This is a genomic window from Sediminibacterium salmoneum NBRC 103935 (assembly GCF_000511175.1).
GTDB classification, from domain to species: domain Bacteria; phylum Bacteroidota; class Bacteroidia; order Chitinophagales; family Chitinophagaceae; genus Sediminibacterium; species Sediminibacterium salmoneum.
In genome coordinates this window covers 236,021-256,982 of the sequence record NZ_KI866530.1, presented here as the reverse complement: position 1 = coordinate 256,982, position 20,962 = coordinate 236,021, and the positions used below count along the sequence as shown (strand labels likewise).

Sequence of the window (20,962 nt, the reverse complement as noted above, 5' to 3'; positions counted from 1 at the left end):
ATAAAATGCAATAACTATTTTCCTGAATTAAACTCCTTGGGTTGCTTTGACCACTCTTCTTTTGGAAGTGACTTGAAGTATTCATAGGTTTTCTTCAGCCCCTCTGCACGATCTACTTTGGGCTCCCAACCTAAAATAGTTTTGGCCTTGGTAATATCCGGCTTTCTTTGCTTGGGATCATCCACTGGCAAAGGTTTGTATACAATCTTTACTGATGAACCTGTCAATTTCAAAACTTCTTCGGCAAAATCCTTTAAAGTAATTTCATGAGGATTACCAACATTTACGGGCATGGTATAATCACTCATCAATAAGCGATAGATACCTTCAATTAAATCGTCCACATAACAGAAAGAACGGGTTTGGCTACCGTCTCCAAAAACGGTCAGGTCTTCTCCCCTTAATGCCTGACCAATAAATGCAGGTAAGGCACGACCATCATTCAATCGCATTCTGGGACCATAGGTATTAAAGATTCGCACAATTCTGGTTTCCACTCCGTGGAAGGTATAGTACGCCCTGGTAATAGATTCCATGAAACGCTTGGCTTCATCATAAACACCTCTGGGACCTACCGGGTTTACATTACCCCAGTATTCTTCGGTTTGCGGATGCACCAATGGATCTCCATATACTTCACTCGTAGAAGCAACCAGCATGCGTGCTCCTTTTGCTTTGGCAAGACCCAGACAATTATGCGTTCCCAGTGCACCCACTTTTAAAGTTTGAATAGGGATTTTCAAATAATCGATAGGACTGGCAGGTGAAGCAAAGTGCAGGATATAGTCGATAGGACCAGGCACATGAATAAACTTGGTTACATCATGATGATAAAACTCAAAATCGGGCAGCTTAAAAAGGTGCTCAATATTTCTTAAATCACCTGTAATCAGGTTATCCATTCCAACCACTTTATACCCTTCTTTAATAAAGCGGTCGCACAAATGAGAACCAAGAAATCCGGCAGCGCCGGTGATTAATACGCGTTTCTGAGACATAATATTTTTTTTATGGTCTACCAATACTTTCGTAGTGATAACCCATGTCAGTAATATATTTTACTTCAAATAAGTTTCTTCCATCAAAAATGGCTTTGCCCTTCAATAAACTATCAATCACTTCAAAGTCAGGCGTTCTGAACTCACTCCACTCTGTTGCAATAATTAATGCATCTGCATTTTTAAGCGCACCGTATTGGCTATCGGCATATTTAATTTTATCGCCAATGGTATTTTTTACATTCGGCATGGCTTCCGGATCATAGGCGGTTACCGTTGCACCTGCAGCTACCAATGCGTCAATTAAGTACAAAGCCGGAGCTTCGCGTATATCATCCGTATTGGGTTTAAATGCCAATCCCCAGAGGGCAAAATGCTTTCCTTTTAGGTCGCCTTTGAAGTAACGTTCAATTTTGGGCATCAGGTGTAATTTCTGCGCTTCGTTTACTTCTTCTACCGCTTTCAGAATCTTGAAATCATAGTTTACTTCTTCAGAAGACATAATTAAAGCCTGCACATCTTTAGGGAAACAACTACCACCATATCCAATACCGGGGAAAAGGAAACGCTTTCCAATCCGGTCATCAGATCCAATTCCCCTTCTTACCATGTCTACATCGGCACCCACTTTCTCACATAGCTGTGCAATTTCATTCATGAATGAAATTTTCGTTGCTAAGAAAGAATTGGCAGCATACTTGGTTAACTCAGCTGATTTTTCGTCCATGAAAATTACCGGGTTACCCTGACGCACAAATGGTGCATATAAATCGGACATTAACTTTTTAGCTCTTTCAGAACGGGTACCCACAACAACTCTGTCGGGTTTCATAAAATCATCCACCGCAACCCCTTCTCTTAAGAATTCCGGATTACTTACCACATCAAACTCTCCCTTGTAATTTTCTGCAACAGCGGCATGCACTTTTTCTGCAGTGCCCACTGGAACCGTACTTTTATCAACCAATACTTTATAGTCGGTCATGATTTTACCCAGGTCTTTAGCAACGCCTAGTACATAACGTAAATCCGCCGCTCCACCTTCTCCCGGAGGAGTGGGCAATGCAAGAAAAACAATCTCTGCGTCTTTAACTCCTTCTGCCAGGTTGGTGGTAAAAGTTAGTCTTCCTTCTCTTAAATTTCTCAGAAAGATTTTTTCCAGACCAGGTTCATAAATGGTGATCTCACCATTAGATAGCTTATTTACTTTGTTTTGGTCTATGTCTATACAGGTTACTTTGTTTCCTGTTTCAGAGAAACAGGTACCGGTAACCAAACCAACATACCCTGTTCCTACAACGGCAATTTTCATAAAAATTATTTATTGATAAAGTTTAATACATGTGTTGTGATAAAATTCAACTGCTCTTCATCTATTTCAGTATGAATCGGAAGAGAAATTACGGAATTTGTTAATGCATCCGTCACCGGCATGGAAATTTCTTTTAATCCAAAGCTGGCAAACATATCCTGTCTGTGACCAGGTACCGGATAATAAATCATGGAAGGTATTTTTTGTTCTGCCAGGTAAGCAACCAGCGCATCCCTGTCAACCCCATTCAATTGAAGGGTATATTGGTGATACACATGGGTACTGTAGGAAGCCACAAAAGGTGTTGTTATTGCAGGGTTGCCTGCAAATGCTTTATTATAATTTGCCGCAACAGCCTGTCGGGCTGCATTGTACTGGTCCAGTTTTTTCAGTTTGATATTCAACACGGCAGCCTGAATAGAATCCAGCCTTGAATTACAACCCACCACTTCGTGGTAGTATCTTTTTTGCTGACCATGATTGGCAATCATTTTCATCTGCTGAGCCAGAGAATCGTCATTGGTAAAAATAGCCCCCCCGTCTCCATATGCTCCCAGATTTTTTGAGGGATAAAAACTGGTGGCTCCAATTGTTCCGATGGTTCCGGTTTTCTTTTTGGTACCGTCAGAAAAAGTATAGTCGCAGCCAATTGCCTGCGCATTGTCTTCAATCACAAACAGACCAAATTCTTTGGCAATCGCCATAATTTCTTCCATAGGGGCCGCATGTCCATACAAATGGACGGGAACAATGGCTTTTGTTCTGGGGGTTATTGCTTTTCTAACCGAAGCGGGATTAATACAAAAAGTTTTGGGGTCTACTTCAACAAAAACAGGAGTAAGCTTCAACAATGCCACTACTTCAGTAGTAGCGATATAAGTGAAAGAAGGAGTAATTACCTCATCTCCGGGCTGCAAACCCAGTGCCATCATGGCAATCTGAAGGGCATCGGTTCCATTGGCACAGGGAATGGTATGCTTTACATTCAGATAATTACCCAGTTCACGGGTAAATTCCTGTACTGCTTTTCCGTTAATATAGGCAGCAGCATCTAACACTTCATGGATGGCAGCATCCACCTCGTTTTTTATTGCTAAATACTGAGAATGGGTATCCACCATCTGTATAGGACGCATATATAAAATTTAAACGCAAAATTACTATAAAATCAACAACAAAGATTTGAGTTACTTTTGTTCCACTATGAAATGGGCATACCTTTTATTTATCCGACTCTACCCGCTGATTGCCTGGTTGATTTCACCATTCAACCGCAAAGCAGCCCTATGGGTAAATGGCAGGAAAAATTTGCCCGAAAAAATCAGAATTGCATTCGCGGGTAATCAGGATCCGGTTATATGGATGCACGCGGCATCATTGGGAGAATTTGAGCAGGGATTACCCATTGCAGAACAACTCAAAAAAGAATACCCTGGTCATCGGTTGCTTGTTACGTTTTTTTCTCCTTCCGGATACGAGAACAGAAAAAATCACCCGATAGCAGATTGGGTATTTTATCTTCCTATGGACAGTGCTGTTCATGCACAAAAACTTATTGAATATGTTCAACCCCAAATGGCCATTTTCATTAAATATGAATTCTGGTATTATTATTTAAGAACTTTACATCAGCAAAATATACCGGTTCTGCTGGTATCAGGCATCTTCCGTTCCAATCATCTTTTCTTTAAACCCTTTGGGGGATTTTACCGGTCGCTTCTGCAATATTTTACGCATTTCTTTTTACAGGACGAAGGCTCGGCCAACTTATTAAAGCCCTATGTTTCAACCGAACGGATCAGCGTATCCGGCGATACCAGGTTCGACAGAGTAATTGCCATTGCCGCAGCTGCAAATACCTTTCCGGCGGTGGCCAATTTTGCCAACGGACATCCATTAATCATCGCCGGTAGTACTTGGAGTGAAGACGACAAAGTATTGCATCATTTTGCCATCAGTAACCCGGAAGTAAAATGGATTATCGCACCCCATCATATTGAAGAAGACAGGCTTCATGAATGTTTGCAATTCTATCCCTCCTCTATTTTATATTCAACTTTTATTTCGGCAAGCGAGGAAGTTCAAAAAAAGGCAAGCACCCTGATTATTGACAATATTGGTATTTTAAGTCAATTGTACCAGTATGCAACCATTGCTTTTATTGGAGGAGGCTTTACCAGTCAGGGAATTCACAATACCATTGAAGCAGCCGTATTTGGCAAACCTGTTGTGTTTGGACCTGTATATGACAAATACCTGGAAGCTGTGGAGTTAATTGAAACCGGAGGAGCGGCAACGGTAGAAACCATTTTAACTTTGGAAGAAAGTTTCAATGCCATATTACAGAATAAAGAAAAACAAGACAAAATGGGAAAAGCAGCCAAGAATTTTGTAGCTGCAAAAGCAGGTGCCACACAAAAAATCCTGCATTATATTCAGGCGAATCGTCTCTTAACCAACTGATCAAATAATTTCACTGTTGGATTGTCCTCGAGCCATCCCAGCTTTACCTTTAACTCACGCTGAATCCAGTACTGGGCTTCCGGGTAAATATTAAACCCGTTAATGGTTTTAATGCTCCTTTCGTACATATTTTCATCGCCCCTGAAAAGATGATTGATAAACAGGTATCTGTCGTTGATACTGATTGCTTTTTTAAGATCTCTAACAGGTGTTTCATCCAGTAGATTGGCCACTTCAACAGTATATTCCTTTAATTGCTCATTCATTTCAGGAATATCGTTTATTAAAAGCTCATTTATTTCCTTTACCTGCAATTCTTCTTTAGAAACCGGAGCGGGTTGATGAATCAAAGTAGGTATTTCTATTTCAGTAAAGGGTTCAAACAGGGATTGGGTTATTTTGTCTTCTTTAGTATTTTGCTTTGATGAAACAGTTGACAGTTCAGGTTCTGTTTCAATTGCAGACTTTGCTATGGCAATGGAAGGCATAACTACCGCCACTTTTGAAGAAGTAATATTGGCTGGTTTGTGCATTTGCAACTCAGCCAATAACAGCTGAGCTGTAATAGACAATTTGTCAGCCGCTTCCTCACGGCTAAATTGTTCTTGTAATTTATTAATTAAAGTGCCTACTCTTTCCATAGGAAGCAATACTTTTGGGTTATCCAAAGAAGCAACTTATTAGTCTAAAACGAATTTTAAGCTATTTTATTGTTACATGTTTATTGAACCCAATTTATCAGGAGAAAGAAGAGGCTGGATCGAAGTGGTCTGTGGCAGTATGTTTAGTGGCAAAACAGAGGAATTAATCAGAAGATTAAAAAGAGCCAAAATTGCCAATTTAAAGGTTGAAATTTTCAAACCAGCTGTAGACAAGCGATACGACGAAAATGACGTGGTTAGCCATGATTCCAATACCATTACCTCAACTCCCATTGAAAATTCTCAGACCATACTATTAATGGCACAGGATGTAGATGTAGTAGGCATTGATGAAGCACAGTTTTTTGATGCGGAAATAGTAGATGTATGTGAAAAACTGGCATTAAGGGGTGTTCGTGTAATTGTTGCCGGCCTCGACATGGATTATCTGGGTAAACCATTCGGACAGATGCCTAATTTACTTGCTACCGCAGACTATATTACCAAGCTTCACGCCATTTGCATGAAATGTGGCAATATTGCCAATATCTCTTATCGTAAAAACCAGTGATGAAGGACAGGTTTTATTAGGAGAGAAAGAAACCTACGAACCTCGTTGCAGAAAATGTTTCCATGAATAATTTTCGCCTGATATCAGCCCTTCTAAAAAAGACATATTACTGGAAACCCGACAGCAATATAGTTTTTATGGCGTTCTTCTATACATTGCTTCCAGCACATTCGTAGTATACCTAACCATGGGGCAACCCGAAGAAAAAGTCTGGAACGGACTTTTCTGGGTATTGCAATTGTTCATCTGCATTAATGCGGTGGCCAAAAGCTTTTTACAGGAGAACAGGGGGCGGATGCTCTACTATTACAGTTTATCTTCACCCATCCATTTTGTGCTGGCTAAACTATTGTTCAATGCCATCCTCATGCTTTTCATGACTTTAATAAGCATTTGCATATTTAGTTTATTACTGGGTAACCCAACTGTCCGTTTCATAGAATTCATACTGGTAAGCCTGTTGGGCGGAATCAGTTTAAGTATGGTATTCACTTTTTTGGCTGCAATTGCAGCCAAGGCTCAGCAGCAGGCGGCTATGATGGCCATTATGGGGTTCCCCATAATCATTCCCCAATTGCTATTGCTCATGAAAGTTTCAGGGGCAGCATTTACATCCGCCATTCAAAACGGCTGGTGGCAAATGGTGGCCATGCTATTCGTCCTTGACCTGTTGGTTTTGGCCCTGGCAGTAATTTTATTTCCTTTTCTTTGGAGGGATTAAAACCGCAGATGCCTTACAGTTAATCCATTATTAATTAGCTGCTTTAAAGAATCGATGCCAATTTTCAGGTGTTTGTCTACAAACTGCGCAGTTACTTTTGAATCACTGGCTTCCGTTTTTACCCCTTCCGGTATCATAGGCTGATCGCTCACCAGCAACAAAGCTCCAGTTGGAATTTTATTGAAGAAACCAACCGTAAAAATGGTAGCTGTTTCCATATCAATGGCATAGGCTCTTACTTTCTGCAGATAGGTTTTAAATTCTTCATCGTGCTCCCATACCCTTCTGTTGGTAGTATAAACAGTACCTGTCCAATAGTCCACTTCATAATCTCTTATGGTTGTTGAAATTGCTTTCTGCAATGCGAAAGCAGGCATTGCAGGAACTTCCGGAGGGAAATAGTCATTGGATGTACCCTCCCCGCGGATTGCCGCAATTGGCAATATCAGATCACCGATTTTATTTCTTCTTTTTAACCCTCCGCATTTGCCTAAAAACAATACAGCTTCCGGCTCAATAGCGGTCAGCAAATCCATAATCGTTGCTGCACCCGGGCTACCCATTCCGAAATTGATAATGGTAATTCCATCAGCAGTGGCACATTGCATCGGACGGTCTAATCCAACAATCGGAACATTATTCCATTCTGCGAACATTTTTACATAATTGCTGAAATTGGTTAGCAGAATATATTTTCCAAAATTTTCCAGTTTTTCTCCGGTATAACGTGGCAGCCAGTTGTCTACAATTTCCTCTCTAGTTTTCATATGAAATAATTTAACTTGTAAATATACAAATTAGCCCTGATTTATGCAGTAATCTTAAATTGCATCCATGAATATCCTGTTCCCCAATTTTGAGCCCAGGTTACAAAAAACAGACGACCAGCTTTTCATCTGGTGTTTAATCAGAAAAAAATGGGTGCTATTTACCAAAGAAGAATGGGTGAGGCAAAACTGGCTGAATTATTTATTGAACCAGTTACAGGTTCCTTCATCCGTGATTGCAGTAGAAAGAGGCATCCAGGTAGGAGAACTAAAAAAGCGAATCGACATATTGGTATTCAAAGAAAGCTTACCCTGGCTGTTAATTGAATGCAAGGAACAGGATATACCCTTATCAGAAAAAACGGTTCAGCAAATTTTAAGTTACCAGTCTGTATTGCAAACAGGGTATTTAATCATCAGCAATGGAAATGATTCCAGAGGTTTCGAGGTAAAGGGGGTATCTGTTACGGAAATAGCTACCATCCCCTCCTATTCCCGATAAAAAAAAATCCCGGCCTGTAAAGGACCGGGATTCAATATAAAGTAAACAACCGATTAAGGGAAAATTCCTAATTCAGTATAAGAAGTACCTACTTTGTTGATGGCACAAACATAAGCAGCAGTTCTCATATCAGGAATGGCAGGATTCTCTTTCCAGATAGCCATGATTTCTCTGGTTGCAGCAATCATAGATTCTTCCAGACCACTGTGTACCAGATCCACTTCTTCCGGACCGTGTAAAATAATATTACGCTCTGCTGTACTAACTGTTTTACCTGTTAGCTCTTCCAGCTGAGTAAGGATTTTGGTGTTCAGATTTTCTGTAAATCTTTTTTCCATTCTACCATATCTAACGTGGCTAAGATTTTTTAACCACTCAAAATAAGAAACGGTTACTCCACCTGCGTTCAGGTACATATCTGGAACAACTAAAATTCCTTTTTTAGCAAAAACCTCATCTGCCTCGGGAGTCAAAGGACCATTGGCTGCTTCGCCAATAATTTTTGCTTTTACGCGAGGTGCGTTTTCGCCATTGATTACATTTTCCAGTGCTGCAGGAATCAGAATATCACATTCCATTTCAAGCGCATCTCCGCTTTTTGCAATATTGGTTGCACCAGGGAAATTCAGAATAGAACCTGTAGCTTTTCTATGCTGGAATACCTCTTCTTCATTCAATCCGTTTGCATTGTATATAGCACCTTCATATTCAGCAATAGCAATTACTTTGGAACCGTTCTCACGGAAGAACTTAGCAGTATGATAACCCACATTACCTAATCCCTGAACAATCACTGTTTTACCCACTACGCCAGTAGATAATCCTAATTTCTCCATCACATCCTGCATATTGCAAACTTCGCGGATACCATAAAACACTCCCAATCCGGTAGCTTCTTTTCTTCCGCGAACCCCGCCTTGAGTTACCGGCTTACCAGTAACGCAACCAGCTGCATCTATTTCTCCTGGCTTCAATGAAGCATAGGTATCTACAATCCACGACATTTCACGCTCACCGGTTCCATAATCAGGAGCAGGAACATCAATGCCAGGTCCAATAAAATTTTTCTTAACCAATTCACTGGTATAACGACGGGTAATTTTTTCCAGTTCGTATACTGAGTATTTTTTAGGATTAATTTTAATTCCACCTTTACCGCCGCCAAAAGGAACATTCACAATTGCGCATTTGTAGGTCATTAATGAGGCAAGTGCCATTACTTCATCCTGATTAACTTCATCACTAAAGCGAATTCCTCCTTTACATGGAGACTTGTGCTGAGAGTGTTGTACCCTGTATGCTTCAATCACTTCAATTCTTCCGTCGTCCATTTTTACTGGAAAACGCATGCTGTAAATACTGTTACAAGCTTTAATTTGTTCTAACAACCCTTTTTCCCACTTGGTAAAACTGGCTGCTTTATCAAAGCTTCTTTCAACACTTTGAAAAAAGCTGTACGGTTGATGATTCGACATGGCAATCGTTTTATTGGTTAAAATCGAAAATGTAAAATTACTTTTTAAACCCCTCTTTTTCAAGACGGGCAATCTTTTTATCTAAACTAATCAGGTAGGCAAATAATCCAGCTAAAATGGTAAGTACTACTGCCATTACCACAAAGATTTTTCCATTGCTTCTCATTAGGCCCTGGTCTGTATCCTGTGCCATCAATTGGGAAGATAGCAGAAAAGAAGTAAGTAGCAACAAGCAAAATTTTAGTTTAGTCATTATTCTCCAGTTTATCTTTTAAGAGAGAAAATCGTATTTGCAGGGTACTTATCCAGGTACCCAGTAAAGTCCATCCAATTACAGCGGGATAAAAAACAATTCTCATCTGAGCATCCATATCCTTCCCGTTTATACCTGGATTTCCTTCCGCCCCTTGCCCTCCGGGATGCAAAGATTCCGTAAGTCTTGGTAAAATCCACAATGTCGGGAAAAGCATAAAAAATGCAAATATGTTGTATACAGCCCCTATCCGGCCTTTTTTATCGTCTTCTTTTAAACTACCCCTTAGCACAAAATAAGCCAGGTAAATCAACATTGCTATGGCAGCACCGTTTTGCTTGGGATCTCCGCTCCAAGGGCTACCCCACTGATAATTGGCCCAGATGGCTCCGGTTACAAGCCCCAGCATTCCATAAATAACACCTGTAACGGCAAAAGCCACTGCATTGTGGTCATTTTTAGCTATTGGATTTCTTAAATACCTGATGGAGTAAATTAATGATACCAATAATAATATCATCATAGTGAACCACATGGGAACATGGAAGAAAAAGTTCCGTATAGATTCCTTCATTCGGTCATCCAGCCTGGGCACTTTTACGTAAAATCCGTATGTACACGTGTATACCAACAAAAGAATTGACAATATTTTCCACCAGTATTTCCGAATCATTGAATACGATTTTACCCGAAGTTCCCCCCTAGGTTTGAATAGCTGCAAAATTAGGTGAAAGCAACTCAATAAACCTTGTGATTGTGTAAAATTTACCTATCCTTAGCATTCTACCCTGCCGCAGAGCAAAAACAGGTACACAAATCCGGCTAACTGAACAAAAATGGAAAAACCGCCGATTTTCATTAGTTTTGCACACTTTCAAATTCATGCCGTAACATGAAGTTATCCTATTCCGCCCTGGCGGATTGAACAACTTGCTGTGGCTATCATCTTAAAAGATTAGTTACATGAAATTATCCCAGTTCAAGTTTGACCTGCCGTTAAACTTAATTGCACAGAATCCAACCAAAAAAAGAGAAGACAGCCGCCTGATGGTGGTAGACCGCAAGAGCGGGCACATGGAAAACAGACATTTCAAAGACATCCTTGACTATTATGATGACAAAGATGTTTTTGTAGTAAACAACACCAAGGTTTTTCCTGCCAGAATGTATGGCAGAAAAGAGAAAACAGGTGCCAAGATTGAAGTTTTTCTTTTACGTGAACTGAATAAGCCAAACCGACTTTGGGATGTAATTGTTGATCCCGCAAGAAAAATCAGAGTCGGGAACAAACTCTATTTCGGAGACAACGAGGAATTGGTTGCAGAAGTAATTGACAACACAACCAGCCGTGGAAGAACCATCCGTTTTCTATGGGACGATGATGATGAGAGCTTCAAAAAAATGCTTGAGTTCTTAGGTGAAACACCACTTCCCAAATACATTAAACGCAAACCTGACGAAGAAGACAAGGAAAGATATCAGACGGTCTATGCAAAGCATGAAGGTGCTGTTGCTGCTCCAACAGCTGGTCTGCATTTTAGCAAAGAGCTCATTAAAAGATGTGAAATACAGGGTATTCGTTTTGCAGAAGTTACTTTACACACAGGTCTGGGAACTTTCAGACCCATTGAAGTAGAAGACCTCAGCAAACATAAAATGGATGCAGAATATTATCAGATTGACGAACAAGCCTGCGCTATTGTAAACAAGGCAAAAGAAAATGGCAAAAGAATCTGCTCTATCGGCACCACTACAATGAGAGCGATGGAAAGCAGTTTTACTGCTCAACAAATGCTTAAGCCAAGTGAAGGATGGACTAACCACTTTATTCATCCTCCTTATACTTTCAATGTTGCAGATAGCCTGGTAACCAATTTTCATCTGCCTAAAACCAGCTTGCTTATTATGACCTGCGCATTTGCAGGGTATGATTTAGCAATGGAAGCTTACAAAAAAGCAATCAAAGACAAGTACAGATTCTTCAGTTATGGTGACGCGCTCTTGATTATTTAATCAAGCCGATTTAAGAACAAAGCTGAAAATACAATTTAAAAAGCCAGGACATTTTACAATTCCTGGCTTTTTTATTACTTATTTCTTTCTGGCATTTTTATACTGGGTTTCATACAACTGAATCCATTCTTCCGGAGTCATTTTCTTCACCAGTTCTCCTATTAACGCATAGGGAACATTCGCATTTTTTTTAAATCGCAAGCAACTTTTACCTATATCTAATTTTGTAGGAGTTGCCAAAAGATATGATTTAGTAAACCAATCGTATAAGGCTGGCTTGGCGTAAATACCCATATGATAAAGGGCAATAAAATTCTTTTGCGCTGCCAATGCCATGAATGGCAAGGGCAATTTGGGATTGCAGTGATAGCCATCTTTATACAGACTATGCGGCACAACATAACCAATCATACCATAGCTCATTACTTCTTCAAATCCTTCAGGTAAATTGGTTACAATACAATCACGAAGCTGATTGAACATCTCTTTTTGTTCTTCAGGAATCTGTTTCAGGTATTCCTTAACTGTTTTGGCATCGCTGGTCATTTAAAATGCATATTTAAAATTTGAAATCTCTTATTGGCAATTTTACTCAACAACAGGGAGAGAAAGGTGAAAATCAATAGCACTATTAAACTATTTCCCAGCGCCTGTAAAAAACTAATTTTATTCAGATCTAAAAAAGGATATGGATAAAAACCAGACAAACTCCCTCTTAATATAGTATATAAGAAATAGACTGCAGGATAAATTAACCAGTAGGGAATAGTTGCATATTCTACAGTGCGTTTTGAAGTAAATAAAACCCAATACAGCATCACAAGTATTGGCGAAAAACTATGCAATCCATGATCTGCCCAAAATGCCAGACCAACCGGATTATGTAATTGACTAAGTATAGCATGATAAACTATACCTACAACTGATATATATACCGTAATTGCTGTTCCGGTTTCAGCCTTCTTCCAGAATTTTCCGACTGATTCGTTCTTTAGTATCAGATTCAAAAAATAAACCAATACCAAACAATTACTCAGGATGGTGAAATAGCTAAAGAACTGAACAAGAATTCTCAGGAAATCCTGCTTTGCAGGATTTTTAAGCATAACAGAAAACTGAAGAATTAAACTTAACAGAACAATTACAACAATGAGGAGCTCCAACAATTTTTTAAGTCTAAGGGGCATATCATCTGATTATCCCCTGAATTTAATCAAAAAAATGTTAATGGCCTACACCCCGCCTTTTAATCATTCCCCCCTTTGTATCTTTTATACTACTCATTACTACAAATGCATTAGGATCAATTTTCTCCAATTCGGTATTTAATTTATTAATCTCCAGACGGGTAATAACGGTATACACAATATCCATGTCTTTAACATCTCCGCTTTTACCATATCCCCTCTTTCCTTTGTAAACCGTAACTCCCCTACCAAGAACATTAATGATCATTGCCCTTACTTCATCATTATGAACTGAAATAATGGTAACACCTGTATACTCTTCCAGACCTTCAATAATAAAGTCAAGCGTTTTGGATGCACTCAGATAAGTCAGCAATGAATACATGGCAATTTCAATGGATAGAAAATAGGCCGCCGTAGAGAAAATGATAACATTTATAATGATAATCACGTCACCAATTGTCATGCCCGATTTACGGCTAATAGCAATGGCCAATACTTCAGTTCCATCTAAAACACCACCCCCTCTGATAGATAGCCCTATTCCCGCACCTAAAAAAAAACCCCAAATACCGAAACCAATAAATTATCTTTTGTAATATCCGGGAATTCTATAAAGTGAACCGTTAATGATAATAATAAAATGGCAATGGCAGATTTAATGGCAAATTGTGTTCCCAGTATCCGATAAGCAAAAATCAGGAAAGGAATATTCACCAACAAAATCAGTAAGCCAACAGGCACACCAGACAATGCAGAAATCAACAGCGAAATACCAGTTGCCCCACCATCTATAAAATGATTGGTCAATAAGAACCCTTTTAAACCCAATGCTGCAGAAAGCACTCCAATACAAATCAGTAAAGCATCTTTCAAACCTGCAAAAACAGTCACTCTGAAAATTCGGAGCCCTTTTGCAATCTGATAAGCACTATACACACTTTCCTGATCTTTATTTTTCTTGTCAGGATTTAAAACACTACGAACAATTAAATTTTTGAGAAATCGATGCATAATTGCAATTTACAAAAAAGCAACGGCAAGGAGGAGTTAATGCGGAATTGAATCGTTTTAAACCCTGAATTTAACAGAATAATTAAATTTTTTATTGTGGATAACGGTACTCCAACGGCAGTAAATTAGACAACTTTTCAGACCAGGCCCAATAGTCCAGCGTAAGAATATCCCTACCAAAAAAATAACTCCCATTGGCTAGTACCGATAAAGTTTTAGTTGCATCAGGCATAAATAATTTGGCAGTTATTGGATCTCCCAGTGCAATATTCCTTTTTGTTCTTACATACAAAGGCGACATTACTTTGTTTTTGTATACAATCTGGAGATAATCCTTGAACTGCAGTCCGGCTGTATTGTCATCAATTGCAAAGGCAATGCTGTCACCAGTTAATGGTTTATCAATCAACACATCAATTTCTTCTTCCAATGGCAAACCATTTATTTTAATAGATGCACTTGATGTTTTCTGCTTTATTATCTTCTTTATTTCAAAACCCTCCTCAATAATCTTGTTTCGAAACAGGCTTCGCATAAAATGCATTAGTGACCCTTTATAGGTTTCCTTTCTATTGGAAATCCATTTTTGATATTGCCTGTTGTTTCTGGGCTTTTTTTCTGAAAACAAAGGATACCCCTGATAATAAAATATTCTGGTTTTATAATTGTGTTCAAATTGGGTGAGTGAATAGGTCAAATCAAAACCCAATGCATTATTTTCTATTCGTAAGGGCTCAGTTGCAAAGGCACGAAGAATATTTTCTTTTTTGCTGAAAGTAAATTTAACAGCCTCCTTGTTTAGTAATTTACAGTTCAATGCATTGGGGGTATTGCCAATTAGCATTTCCATAAAAAATTCACCCCATTTCTCCCAGCCGTTTTTATCGTAATTCCCAACAACTACTTCCGCTAATTCAGCAACTTGGGGCTTCAATTCTATTTTTATTCCGGTTATATTTTCCTGTACGCTTACTTCAGTGGCATAAGTTTCATAGCCAATCAAAGCAACAACCAGGTTAAAGCGACCGGGGCCAGCTATTTCCAGTTTAAATTCACCTGCACTATTTGCATTCGTACCCACAGATGTATTCGCAAGAAAAACACTGGCAGAAGCCAGTGCCTGCTTGGTATTAACATCAATGATTTTTCCTGAAATTGTTCTCTGGGCTTGTACAAGCTGTGCAAATGCTATCCAGAGAACAATTAAAAGGATTTTTTTTAACATGATGCTATTTTTTACAAACCAAATAACCCTGTATTCAACAACTGCAAGGTTTTGGTTTTATAGGTCTGAGGCACGAGTAAAGAAATATTATGCGGACTACCTCCATAGCTAACCATTGTTGTAGGCACTTCGCTCAGCGAATCAAAGAGTTTTTGCAACACATGATCGGTCTGAGCAATTTCGTTTCCAACGATAGATACAATGGTTTGCCCTTTTTCAACATCTACGCTTCCAAATGGTTCAAGTTCCCTTACAATTTCATTTAAGTAGGTATCTGAGTCAATGGTAACAGAAACAGCCACTTCAGAAGTGGTAATCATATCAATAGAAGTTTTATACTTTTCAAACACTTCAAAAACTTTACGCAAGAAACCATAAGCCAATAACATCCGGCTACTTTTAATTTTAATTGCAGTAATGCCATCTTTTGCTGCTACTGCCTTTACCCCAACACTGCCGGCTTCCTTTGTTATAACGGTTCCGGGCGCATCCGGCTGCATTGTATTCAATAATCTTACAGGAACATTTTCCTGCTGAGCGGGCCATATACAGGTAGGATGTAAAATTTTTGCACCAAAATAGGCAAGCTCTGCAGCTTCATCAAAACTCAATTGCTCAATTGCAACTGTTTTATTTACTATTCGCGGATCATTATTATGCATCCCGTCAATATCAGTCCAGATTTCGCAAACAGTAGCATTGCAGGCTGCTGCAATTAATGATGCAGTATAATCACTTCCTCCGCGCTTTAAATTATCCACTTCACCTTTCGCATTTTTACAGATATACCCCTGGGTAATAAAAATACCTGTTCCTTTATGCTTTTCAAGTAAATCATTCAGCTTTTTCCTGATTGCAAGAAGCTGTGGCTCTTCATTGGCATCAATACTCATGAATTCCAATGCGGGAAATAATTCATGTTGAACACCTATTTCAGACAAGTATACAGAAAACAACTTGGTACTCATTAGTTCACCCTGAGCAAGAATATCCTTGTTCAAGGCTTCACTGAAAGAGATACGCAATATGATGTTTAGGAATTCAAAATGTTCTGCTATTATTACACGTGCTTTTTCCTGATTCTCTGGTTTTGAAACCAATTGATTAATAAACCCCAAATAATGTTGGTGTAATTGCTGAATAGTATCCTTGGCTGATTCTCTTTCTCCCTTTGCCAGTAAATCACTAATCTGAACCAGCGTATTCGTTGTACCGCTAAGCGCACTTAATACAACAATTTTATTATCTGAATCCCTGGTTATTAATTTTGCTACTTCGTGCATTCTTTCCGGCTTACCCACACTGGTGCCTCCGAATTTCATTATTTTCATTGCTGCCTAATTTACAGCAAATGTAATGCTAACAAGTGAATCACATGCCATACGGCTTTTGAGTTTCACAACCCAGATTCTCTCCGGGATCCACTCCCAGCTTTTTACAAAAAGCAAGATAATATTGCAACCTGAATTTGTTTCTGCCGGAAACGACTCCCCCGCATTCCAGTCCACCGTTTACAATATTCATGACTGCCCCAAAACCAGGTCTTCTGCCCGCAAGGGAATCCTGCTTTGTAGGAATCCATTTGCCGGCCATCACTTCGTGACAGGAGGGTTTGGGGTCTTGTGGTGTAATCCAGAACCAGATGGCAGAAGCAAAACTCAACTCAGCATTCTTTACCAACAATTCAGGATTCTTTAACAAACTATCTTTATTGCCTAAGACCTGCTCACTAAATAATCCATAATTATAATTCCAGCTCAATTGAATGGGCCCTCTGCCATGATAGGATTTGCCTTTAACGGGTGGATAATAAGGATGAGTTGTATCGCTGTAATGGTCACATCCATTTAAACAAGTCAACTCTTCTTTATAGTACAACCCAAAATCATAAAAACTATTCATATCCATTTCACTTCCGCCACCTGTTTCATGCGAGATGGTTGCCAGAAATGCAGCAAGTTCTCTTCGCTGAATATCCGCTGTTGTACTGGATAGGAATTCCGGAAAACGTTTTGTAGCTGCAACAAAAGCTTCATAGGTATAGAAAGGTATAGCGACACTGTCCCCACCATTAATATGGGGGAAAATAGAATCCCATTCTGCTTTACTTAAAACTGAGAAAGAATCAAAGTGATGTTTTTTTGCAGAATAACAAGAAGGCAAAAGAAAGAGTATTGCCATCCAAATAATAAGAGGTACAAGTAAACGCATAATTGTGAAATTGAATAATTCTACAAACGAATTCCAAACAAATCACCGGTAGCTACTAAATCTTCAACCACTACTGGCAATAGTGGGATTCCATTTTTCAACCTTTCAGCTTCTATTATTCTTTCGGGGTCGCCAGGAATTAAAACAGGAATGGACGGGTCAATGGGTTCAGCATTACGAAAACGTCTTATCCAGTTATCCACATGACTTTTAAATATTTCTGCAGGACGGAAAGCATCAATACGCATGGCACCAAGAAAATGGCCTAGTCCATTTCCCGGCATATTTTCAGGCATTGGTATATAAGCTGGGAAAGGCGGTGCCCAGGGACCATAAGATGCTCCGCTCAGAACTGCGGAAAAAATATCAACAATACTACCCAACGCATACCCTTTATGACTACCATGTGTTTTGTCGGATCCAAGAGGAAGCAGGGATCCGTTTTTCTTCAAAATATTAGCATCAATAGAAGCCTCCCCGTTTTCATCCTGCACCCAACCCTCAGGTGTATGCTGTTGCTTTCTTTGTAATATTTCCAATTTACCATTCGCTGCAGTTGTTGTTGCAAAATCAGCAACAAAAGCTGGTTCAGTTCCGGCTGGAATAGCAACTGCAATAGGATTGGTCCCTAACATTTTTTCCTTGGAGAAAGTGGGTGCTACCAGTGCGCTGGCATTGGTCATAGCCATGCCAATCATATCGTTCGATAAAGCCATCATGGCATGATATCCTGCAATTCCAAAATGATTGGAATTTTGTACCGAAACCCATCCTGTTCCAACTTGCTCCGCCTTTTTCATTGCCAGTTTCATTGCATAGGGAGCCACAACCAAACCTAGCCCCTGATCACCATCCACTACAGCCGTAGAGGGTGTTTCATGAATTACTTTAATGGCAGGAGTCGGATTAATTCTTTTAGCTTGCCACAATCGAATGTATCCACTTAACCTGGCTACTCCATGACTGTCAATACCTCTTAAATCTGCTGAAAGCAAAACTTCTGCTGCAACAGCAGCATCTTCCTCAGCACATCCCATCTGCTGAAATACTTTTTTCGTAAAAGAGAGCAAGTGAGAATAAGGGATAATCTTTTCCATACCTGCAATGTACGAAGCAAAATGATTAATTCTCAACCCACTTTTTAAAGGCATAAACCCTCTCCCGACTTACAACTGCTTCGTATGAATAATTACCTGCTGTTAATATAATTTTGAGGCGGCTATTGATATACTTTTTTATTTCCTTAATAAACCCTGCATTGCAAATCATGTATCGGTTGATTCGAAAAAAATATTGAGGATCTAAAATTTGCTGTAATTTTTCCAATGAAAAATCAATTGGATATTTTATGCCTTCTTTATTTAGAACATATACTGTTTTATCACTCACAAAAAAGCAGGCGATATCAGTTGTATTTATAAAAAACATTCTTGAGCCCAGCTTTATCAAAAATCTGGATTTAAATAATTTTCTGCTGTTAGCTAAACTTGAATTTTCCTGCATTTTCACTATCTCAGGGTAGTGATATTTAATACGTTCAAATTTTAGTAAGGCCCTAACCATATCAGCAGAACTGACTGGCTTATCAATTACATAAATACTAAAAAAATGATTGGGAAGTTTAACATCGCTCTCTTTTACTATAACAACAGGCACTTCCAGCTTTAATCCGGATTCCCACTTAATGAATTCCAGATTCTGTTCATTCATATCTACAAAAACCAAATCAAAATCAAAATTCAGTTTCCATTTGGCTCTGACTTCTGAAAGTTCATTCAGCTGACTAATTACTACCTCATCCGGTACATACTCCTGCATAAAATTGGAGAGGGTCTCTACAATCATTAAGTCTCTGGATACAACGAGTATTTTCATAGTTCAGTCTGAAACAATGGATTTTAGAAAAAAGTTGCAATAATTCGCCAAAAAAATATAATTGCTGGCTATAAATAAATAATCCGGCCGCAGAAGGGGCCGGATTATTTAAACTTTGCAATAATAAGTTTTTATGGAAGCAACACTCGGTTAATTAAGTGTACAACCCCATTGGTTGCAACTATATTAACTCCTCCTTCCAGAATAATATTGGATGCTGGATTAGAGCTGGTGGTAATTTTAACAGATGGAGGATTTAGTCCAATTGTTAAAGTACTTCCCTGTAATGTTGGAGCAGTTGCCCCATTAATTAAATCGCTGGCAAATACATTGGTTCCAATAACATGATAACTTACTACTGTATTAATTAAACTGGTGGATGCTGCATCAATATCAGCTGCTGTATTAAAACCTGCTGCATTAAATGCTGCGTTGGTTGGAGCAAATACAGTCAGTTTACCTTCGGCACCTATTGCATTTAATAAACCCGCTTTGGAAACTGCAGCTACCAGTAAACTTAAGTTAGGATTACCTGCTGCAATCTGTTGTATGGTTTGTGTAGGTGGCATCAGCACATTTTCAATTACGTGGATGATTCCATTGCTGGCCTGAACATCAGCTGATTTTACTTTGATACCATTTACAAAAACTCCGTTTGCATTTCTGGAAGCAAATATTTTCTGTCCCTGAAGACTACCTACTGCATCACTGGCAGGAACTTCCGAAGAACTTACGCGTGAACCTAACACGTGATAGGTCAGGATATTGGCAACCTGTGCTGCTGTTAAAGACTGTAGGGTTGACGCTGAAATACCTGCTGCTGCGAAAGCGGCATTATCGGGTGCAAATACGGTCAGGGTTCCGCCAGACAAAGTGCTTCCGATACCGGCTTTTTCAACCGCAGCTTTTAAGACACTAAAATTGGCATTTGAATTTACAATGTCTGCAATCGTTTGTGCTGCAGGCGTTTCTTCTTTTTTGCAACTTGTACCTAGCATAAGGATTAAAGACAATCCTACCATCATTTTCTGTAAAAACTGTTTACTTTTCATATATTGAAGTTTAAACAATAAGAACAGGGTGAATGAATAAACGTTGCCCTGCTACAGCTCAACTGTAGAAAATGAACACTGAACTGTAAAAAAAGGGACTGAATGGTATAAATGAAAAAGGGCAATACACTGGTATTGCCCTTTTTCTGAATCAGATTATCCTAGAATGGCAAATCATCAAAAGCTTCTGTTATATCAGAAGAAGGTGCCATGGGTGAAGCGCTTGGAGAAGGAGCAGGCTGATATCCCCCGCCGGTATATCCACCAGTACCGGGAGAAGATTCCCCGCTTCTGCTACCTAACAACTGAACACTACTAACCCTTAAAGTAAGGGTAGCCCCGTTTGTACCGTCTTTTGTTGTATAAGTTCTAACATCGGGCTGACCTTCTACATATACTTGCGTACCCTTCTTTAAATAGGGGGCAATGCCCGTTCTTTCTGTCCAATAAGCGCAATCAACCCAGGTGGTTTTGTCTTTCTGATTACCCTGAGCATCCTTGTACCGTTCCGTATGGGCAACGGTAAAATTGATTACATTTTTACCATTTACATTATTCAACATGGCATCTTTTCCCAGATTTCCAATAGCTGTCAGTTTAATCATAGTGTGTTTTTTTATCAATTTCTAAAAAATGAAATTAAGTAAAATGCGTAATTCCCGCATTGCCAATTTGATTTTAA

23 protein-coding genes and 1 pseudogene are annotated in these 20,962 nt (G+C 39.2%); 5 read left to right on the top strand and 19 right to left on the bottom strand.

The annotated features are described in order from the left end of the window. Window positions 1-14: 14 nt before the first annotated feature. From P767_RS0101380 to P767_RS0101370, 3 genes are read right to left on the bottom strand one after another with little or no spacing between them, the layout of a single operon-like run. Window positions 15-998 (bottom strand): UDP-glucuronic acid decarboxylase family protein, encoded by a 984-nt coding sequence (locus P767_RS0101380; RefSeq protein WP_026763118.1) that lies wholly within the window; start codon window positions 996-998, stop codon window positions 15-17. 10 nt (window positions 999-1,008) lie between these two features. Then, window positions 1,009-2,310: a UDP-glucose dehydrogenase family protein gene (locus tag P767_RS0101375; RefSeq protein WP_026763117.1), complete on the bottom strand. Its 1,302-nt coding sequence runs from the start codon at window positions 2,308-2,310 to the stop codon at window positions 1,009-1,011. A 5-nt stretch (window positions 2,311-2,315) separates the two neighbouring features. Next, window positions 2,316-3,446, bottom strand: coding sequence for a DegT/DnrJ/EryC1/StrS family aminotransferase (locus P767_RS0101370; RefSeq protein ID WP_026763116.1), 1,131 nt, complete (start codon window positions 3,444-3,446; stop codon window positions 2,316-2,318). A gap of 67 nt (window positions 3,447-3,513) precedes the next feature. On the opposite strand from P767_RS0101370, the gene P767_RS0101365 reads away from it, so the two are divergent. Then, window positions 3,514-4,773 carry a 3-deoxy-D-manno-octulosonic acid transferase gene (locus tag P767_RS0101365; RefSeq protein WP_026763115.1) on the top strand — a complete coding sequence of 420 codons (1,260 nt, stop codon included), beginning with the start codon at window positions 3,514-3,516 and terminating at the stop codon, window positions 4,771-4,773. Here the strand turns inward: P767_RS0101365 and P767_RS0101360 are convergent. Then, window positions 4,746-5,441, bottom strand: coding sequence for a hypothetical protein (locus tag P767_RS0101360; protein WP_157611309.1), 696 nt, complete (start codon window positions 5,439-5,441; stop codon window positions 4,746-4,748). The two genes, P767_RS0101365 and P767_RS0101360, sit on opposite strands and share 28 nt — an antisense overlap. A gap of 49 nt (window positions 5,442-5,490) precedes the next feature. Between P767_RS0101360 and P767_RS15225 the strand changes: the two genes are divergently transcribed. After that, the gene (locus P767_RS15225; protein ID WP_316929597.1) at window positions 5,491-5,985 is read left to right on the top strand and encodes a thymidine kinase; all 495 of its coding nucleotides are present in this window, start codon (window positions 5,491-5,493) and stop codon (window positions 5,983-5,985) included. An 82-nt stretch (window positions 5,986-6,067) separates the two neighbouring features. Continuing rightward, on the top strand, window positions 6,068-6,706 hold the full coding sequence (locus P767_RS0101350; protein ID WP_026763113.1) for a heme exporter protein CcmB: 639 nt from the start codon (window positions 6,068-6,070) through the stop codon (window positions 6,704-6,706). On the opposite strand, the gene P767_RS0101345 is transcribed toward P767_RS0101350, so the two are convergent. Next, window positions 6,703-7,473: an AMP nucleosidase gene (locus P767_RS0101345; protein WP_026763112.1), complete on the bottom strand. Its 771-nt coding sequence runs from the start codon at window positions 7,471-7,473 to the stop codon at window positions 6,703-6,705. The two genes, P767_RS0101350 and P767_RS0101345, sit on opposite strands and share 4 nt — an antisense overlap. Window positions 7,474-7,540: 67 nt before the next feature. Here P767_RS0101345 and P767_RS15220 point away from each other — a divergent pair, with 67 nt between their 5' ends. Further along, window positions 7,541-7,975, top strand: coding sequence for a type I restriction enzyme HsdR N-terminal domain-containing protein (locus P767_RS15220; protein ID WP_051416967.1), 435 nt, complete (start codon window positions 7,541-7,543; stop codon window positions 7,973-7,975). Window positions 7,976-8,028: 53 nt separating this feature from the next. Here P767_RS15220 and P767_RS0101335 read toward each other — a convergent pair whose 3' ends face one another. Genes P767_RS0101335 through ccsA form a run of 3 tightly spaced genes read right to left on the bottom strand, consistent with a single transcriptional unit; the run spans window position 8,029 to window position 10,376 of the window. Continuing rightward, complete coding sequence (locus P767_RS0101335; RefSeq protein ID WP_026763111.1) at window positions 8,029-9,450, bottom strand: Glu/Leu/Phe/Val family dehydrogenase; 1,422 nt, start codon at window positions 9,448-9,450, stop codon at window positions 8,029-8,031. Window positions 9,451-9,487: 37 nt separating this feature from the next. Next, window positions 9,488-9,703, bottom strand: a complete 216-nt coding sequence (locus P767_RS0101330; protein WP_037351503.1) for a CcmD family protein — start codon at window positions 9,701-9,703, stop codon at window positions 9,488-9,490. Beyond that, window positions 9,696-10,376, bottom strand: a complete 681-nt coding sequence (ccsA, locus tag P767_RS0101325) for a cytochrome c biogenesis protein CcsA (protein ID WP_026763109.1) — start codon at window positions 10,374-10,376, stop codon at window positions 9,696-9,698. Before ccsA ends, P767_RS0101330 begins: the two co-directional genes overlap by 8 nt. A 290-nt stretch (window positions 10,377-10,666) precedes the next feature. Between ccsA and queA the strand changes: the two genes are divergently transcribed. Next, complete coding sequence (gene queA, locus P767_RS0101320; RefSeq protein WP_026763108.1) at window positions 10,667-11,716, top strand: tRNA preQ1(34) S-adenosylmethionine ribosyltransferase-isomerase QueA; 1,050 nt, start codon at window positions 10,667-10,669, stop codon at window positions 11,714-11,716. 78 nt (window positions 11,717-11,794) lie between these two features. On the opposite strand, the gene P767_RS0101315 is transcribed toward queA, so the two are convergent. The 11 genes and pseudogenes from P767_RS0101315 to P767_RS15200 form a co-directional block, all read right to left on the bottom strand. Next, window positions 11,795-12,262, bottom strand: coding sequence for a DUF1801 domain-containing protein (locus tag P767_RS0101315; protein WP_026763107.1), 468 nt, complete (start codon window positions 12,260-12,262; stop codon window positions 11,795-11,797). Continuing rightward, window positions 12,259-12,903 (bottom strand): Pr6Pr family membrane protein, encoded by a 645-nt coding sequence (locus P767_RS15215; protein ID WP_051416965.1) that lies wholly within the window; start codon window positions 12,901-12,903, stop codon window positions 12,259-12,261. Before P767_RS15215 ends, P767_RS0101315 begins: the two co-directional genes overlap by 4 nt. A gap of 37 nt (window positions 12,904-12,940) precedes the next feature. After that, entirely contained in the window at window positions 12,941-13,090 is a 150-nt protein-coding gene (locus P767_RS18725; RefSeq protein WP_245586908.1) for a DUF2179 domain-containing protein, read from the bottom strand. Between the two features lie 135 nt (window positions 13,091-13,225). Next, a pseudogene (locus P767_RS18550) lies at window positions 13,226-13,917 on the bottom strand (YitT family protein); the annotation flags it as partial. A gap of 91 nt (window positions 13,918-14,008) precedes the next feature. Beyond that, window positions 14,009-15,142 carry a carboxypeptidase-like regulatory domain-containing protein gene (locus P767_RS0101300; protein WP_026763106.1) on the bottom strand — a complete coding sequence of 378 codons (1,134 nt, stop codon included), beginning with the start codon at window positions 15,140-15,142 and terminating at the stop codon, window positions 14,009-14,011. 11 nt (window positions 15,143-15,153) lie between these two features. Then, a complete protein-coding gene (locus tag P767_RS0101295; protein WP_026763105.1) occupies window positions 15,154-16,473 on the bottom strand; it encodes an aspartate kinase in 1,320 nt (439 codons plus the stop codon). 40 nt (window positions 16,474-16,513) lie between these two features. Beyond that, entirely contained in the window at window positions 16,514-17,353 is an 840-nt protein-coding gene (locus P767_RS0101290; RefSeq protein WP_026763104.1) for a chitinase, read from the bottom strand. Between the two features lie 20 nt (window positions 17,354-17,373). Beyond that, entirely contained in the window at window positions 17,374-18,450 is a 1,077-nt protein-coding gene (locus P767_RS0101285) for an Ldh family oxidoreductase (RefSeq protein ID WP_026763103.1), read from the bottom strand. Window positions 18,451-18,475: 25 nt separating this feature from the next. Continuing rightward, window positions 18,476-19,228 carry a LytR/AlgR family response regulator transcription factor gene (locus tag P767_RS17395; protein ID WP_084799799.1) on the bottom strand — a complete coding sequence of 251 codons (753 nt, stop codon included), beginning with the start codon at window positions 19,226-19,228 and terminating at the stop codon, window positions 18,476-18,478. A gap of 131 nt (window positions 19,229-19,359) precedes the next feature. Further along, window positions 19,360-20,280, bottom strand: a complete 921-nt coding sequence (locus P767_RS0101275) for a fasciclin domain-containing protein (RefSeq protein WP_026763102.1) — start codon at window positions 20,278-20,280, stop codon at window positions 19,360-19,362. A 161-nt stretch (window positions 20,281-20,441) separates the two neighbouring features. Further along, window positions 20,442-20,885, bottom strand: a complete 444-nt coding sequence (locus tag P767_RS15200) for a single-stranded DNA-binding protein (protein WP_037351499.1) — start codon at window positions 20,883-20,885, stop codon at window positions 20,442-20,444. Between the last annotated feature and the right edge of the window lie 77 nt (window positions 20,886-20,962).

What these genes read in the sequence shown, in the direction of transcription:
- P767_RS0101380 (WP_026763118.1), bottom strand. Translation starts at nt 998, where the DNA reads ATGTCTCAGAAACGCGTATTAATCACCGGCGCTGCCGGATTTCTTGGT.
- P767_RS0101375 (WP_026763117.1), bottom strand. Translation starts at nt 2,310, where the DNA reads ATGAAAATTGCCGTTGTAGGAACAGGGTATGTTGGTTTGGTTACCGGT.
- P767_RS0101370 (WP_026763116.1), bottom strand. Translation starts at nt 3,446, where the DNA reads ATGCGTCCTATACAGATGGTGGATACCCATTCTCAGTATTTAGCAATA.
- P767_RS0101365 (WP_026763115.1), top strand. Translation starts at nt 3,514, where the DNA reads ATGAAATGGGCATACCTTTTATTTATCCGACTCTACCCGCTGATTGCC.
- P767_RS15225 (WP_316929597.1), top strand. Translation starts at nt 5,491, where the DNA reads ATGTTTATTGAACCCAATTTATCAGGAGAAAGAAGAGGCTGGATCGAA.
- P767_RS0101345 (WP_026763112.1), bottom strand. Translation starts at nt 7,473, where the DNA reads ATGAAAACTAGAGAGGAAATTGTAGACAACTGGCTGCCACGTTATACC.
- P767_RS15220 (WP_051416967.1), top strand. Translation starts at nt 7,541, where the DNA reads ATGAATATCCTGTTCCCCAATTTTGAGCCCAGGTTACAAAAAACAGAC.
- P767_RS0101335 (WP_026763111.1), bottom strand. Translation starts at nt 9,450, where the DNA reads ATGTCGAATCATCAACCGTACAGCTTTTTTCAAAGTGTTGAAAGAAGC.
- P767_RS0101330 (WP_037351503.1), bottom strand. Translation starts at nt 9,703, where the DNA reads ATGACTAAACTAAAATTTTGCTTGTTGCTACTTACTTCTTTTCTGCTA.
- ccsA (WP_026763109.1), bottom strand. Translation starts at nt 10,376, where the DNA reads ATGATTCGGAAATACTGGTGGAAAATATTGTCAATTCTTTTGTTGGTA.
- queA (WP_026763108.1), top strand. Translation starts at nt 10,667, where the DNA reads ATGAAATTATCCCAGTTCAAGTTTGACCTGCCGTTAAACTTAATTGCA.
- P767_RS0101315 (WP_026763107.1), bottom strand. Translation starts at nt 12,262, where the DNA reads ATGACCAGCGATGCCAAAACAGTTAAGGAATACCTGAAACAGATTCCT.
- P767_RS15215 (WP_051416965.1), bottom strand. Translation starts at nt 12,903, where the DNA reads ATGCCCCTTAGACTTAAAAAATTGTTGGAGCTCCTCATTGTTGTAATT.
- P767_RS18725 (WP_245586908.1), bottom strand. Translation starts at nt 13,090, where the DNA reads ATGGATATTGTGTATACCGTTATTACCCGTCTGGAGATTAATAAATTA.
- P767_RS0101300 (WP_026763106.1), bottom strand. Translation starts at nt 15,142, where the DNA reads ATGTTAAAAAAAATCCTTTTAATTGTTCTCTGGATAGCATTTGCACAG.
- P767_RS0101295 (WP_026763105.1), bottom strand. Translation starts at nt 16,473, where the DNA reads ATGAAAATAATGAAATTCGGAGGCACCAGTGTGGGTAAGCCGGAAAGA.
- P767_RS0101290 (WP_026763104.1), bottom strand. Translation starts at nt 17,353, where the DNA reads ATGCGTTTACTTGTACCTCTTATTATTTGGATGGCAATACTCTTTCTT.
- P767_RS0101285 (WP_026763103.1), bottom strand. Translation starts at nt 18,450, where the DNA reads ATGGAAAAGATTATCCCTTATTCTCACTTGCTCTCTTTTACGAAAAAA.
- P767_RS17395 (WP_084799799.1), bottom strand. Translation starts at nt 19,228, where the DNA reads ATGAAAATACTCGTTGTATCCAGAGACTTAATGATTGTAGAGACCCTC.
- P767_RS0101275 (WP_026763102.1), bottom strand. Translation starts at nt 20,280, where the DNA reads ATGAAAAGTAAACAGTTTTTACAGAAAATGATGGTAGGATTGTCTTTA.
- P767_RS15200 (WP_037351499.1), bottom strand. Translation starts at nt 20,885, where the DNA reads ATGATTAAACTGACAGCTATTGGAAATCTGGGAAAAGATGCCATGTTG.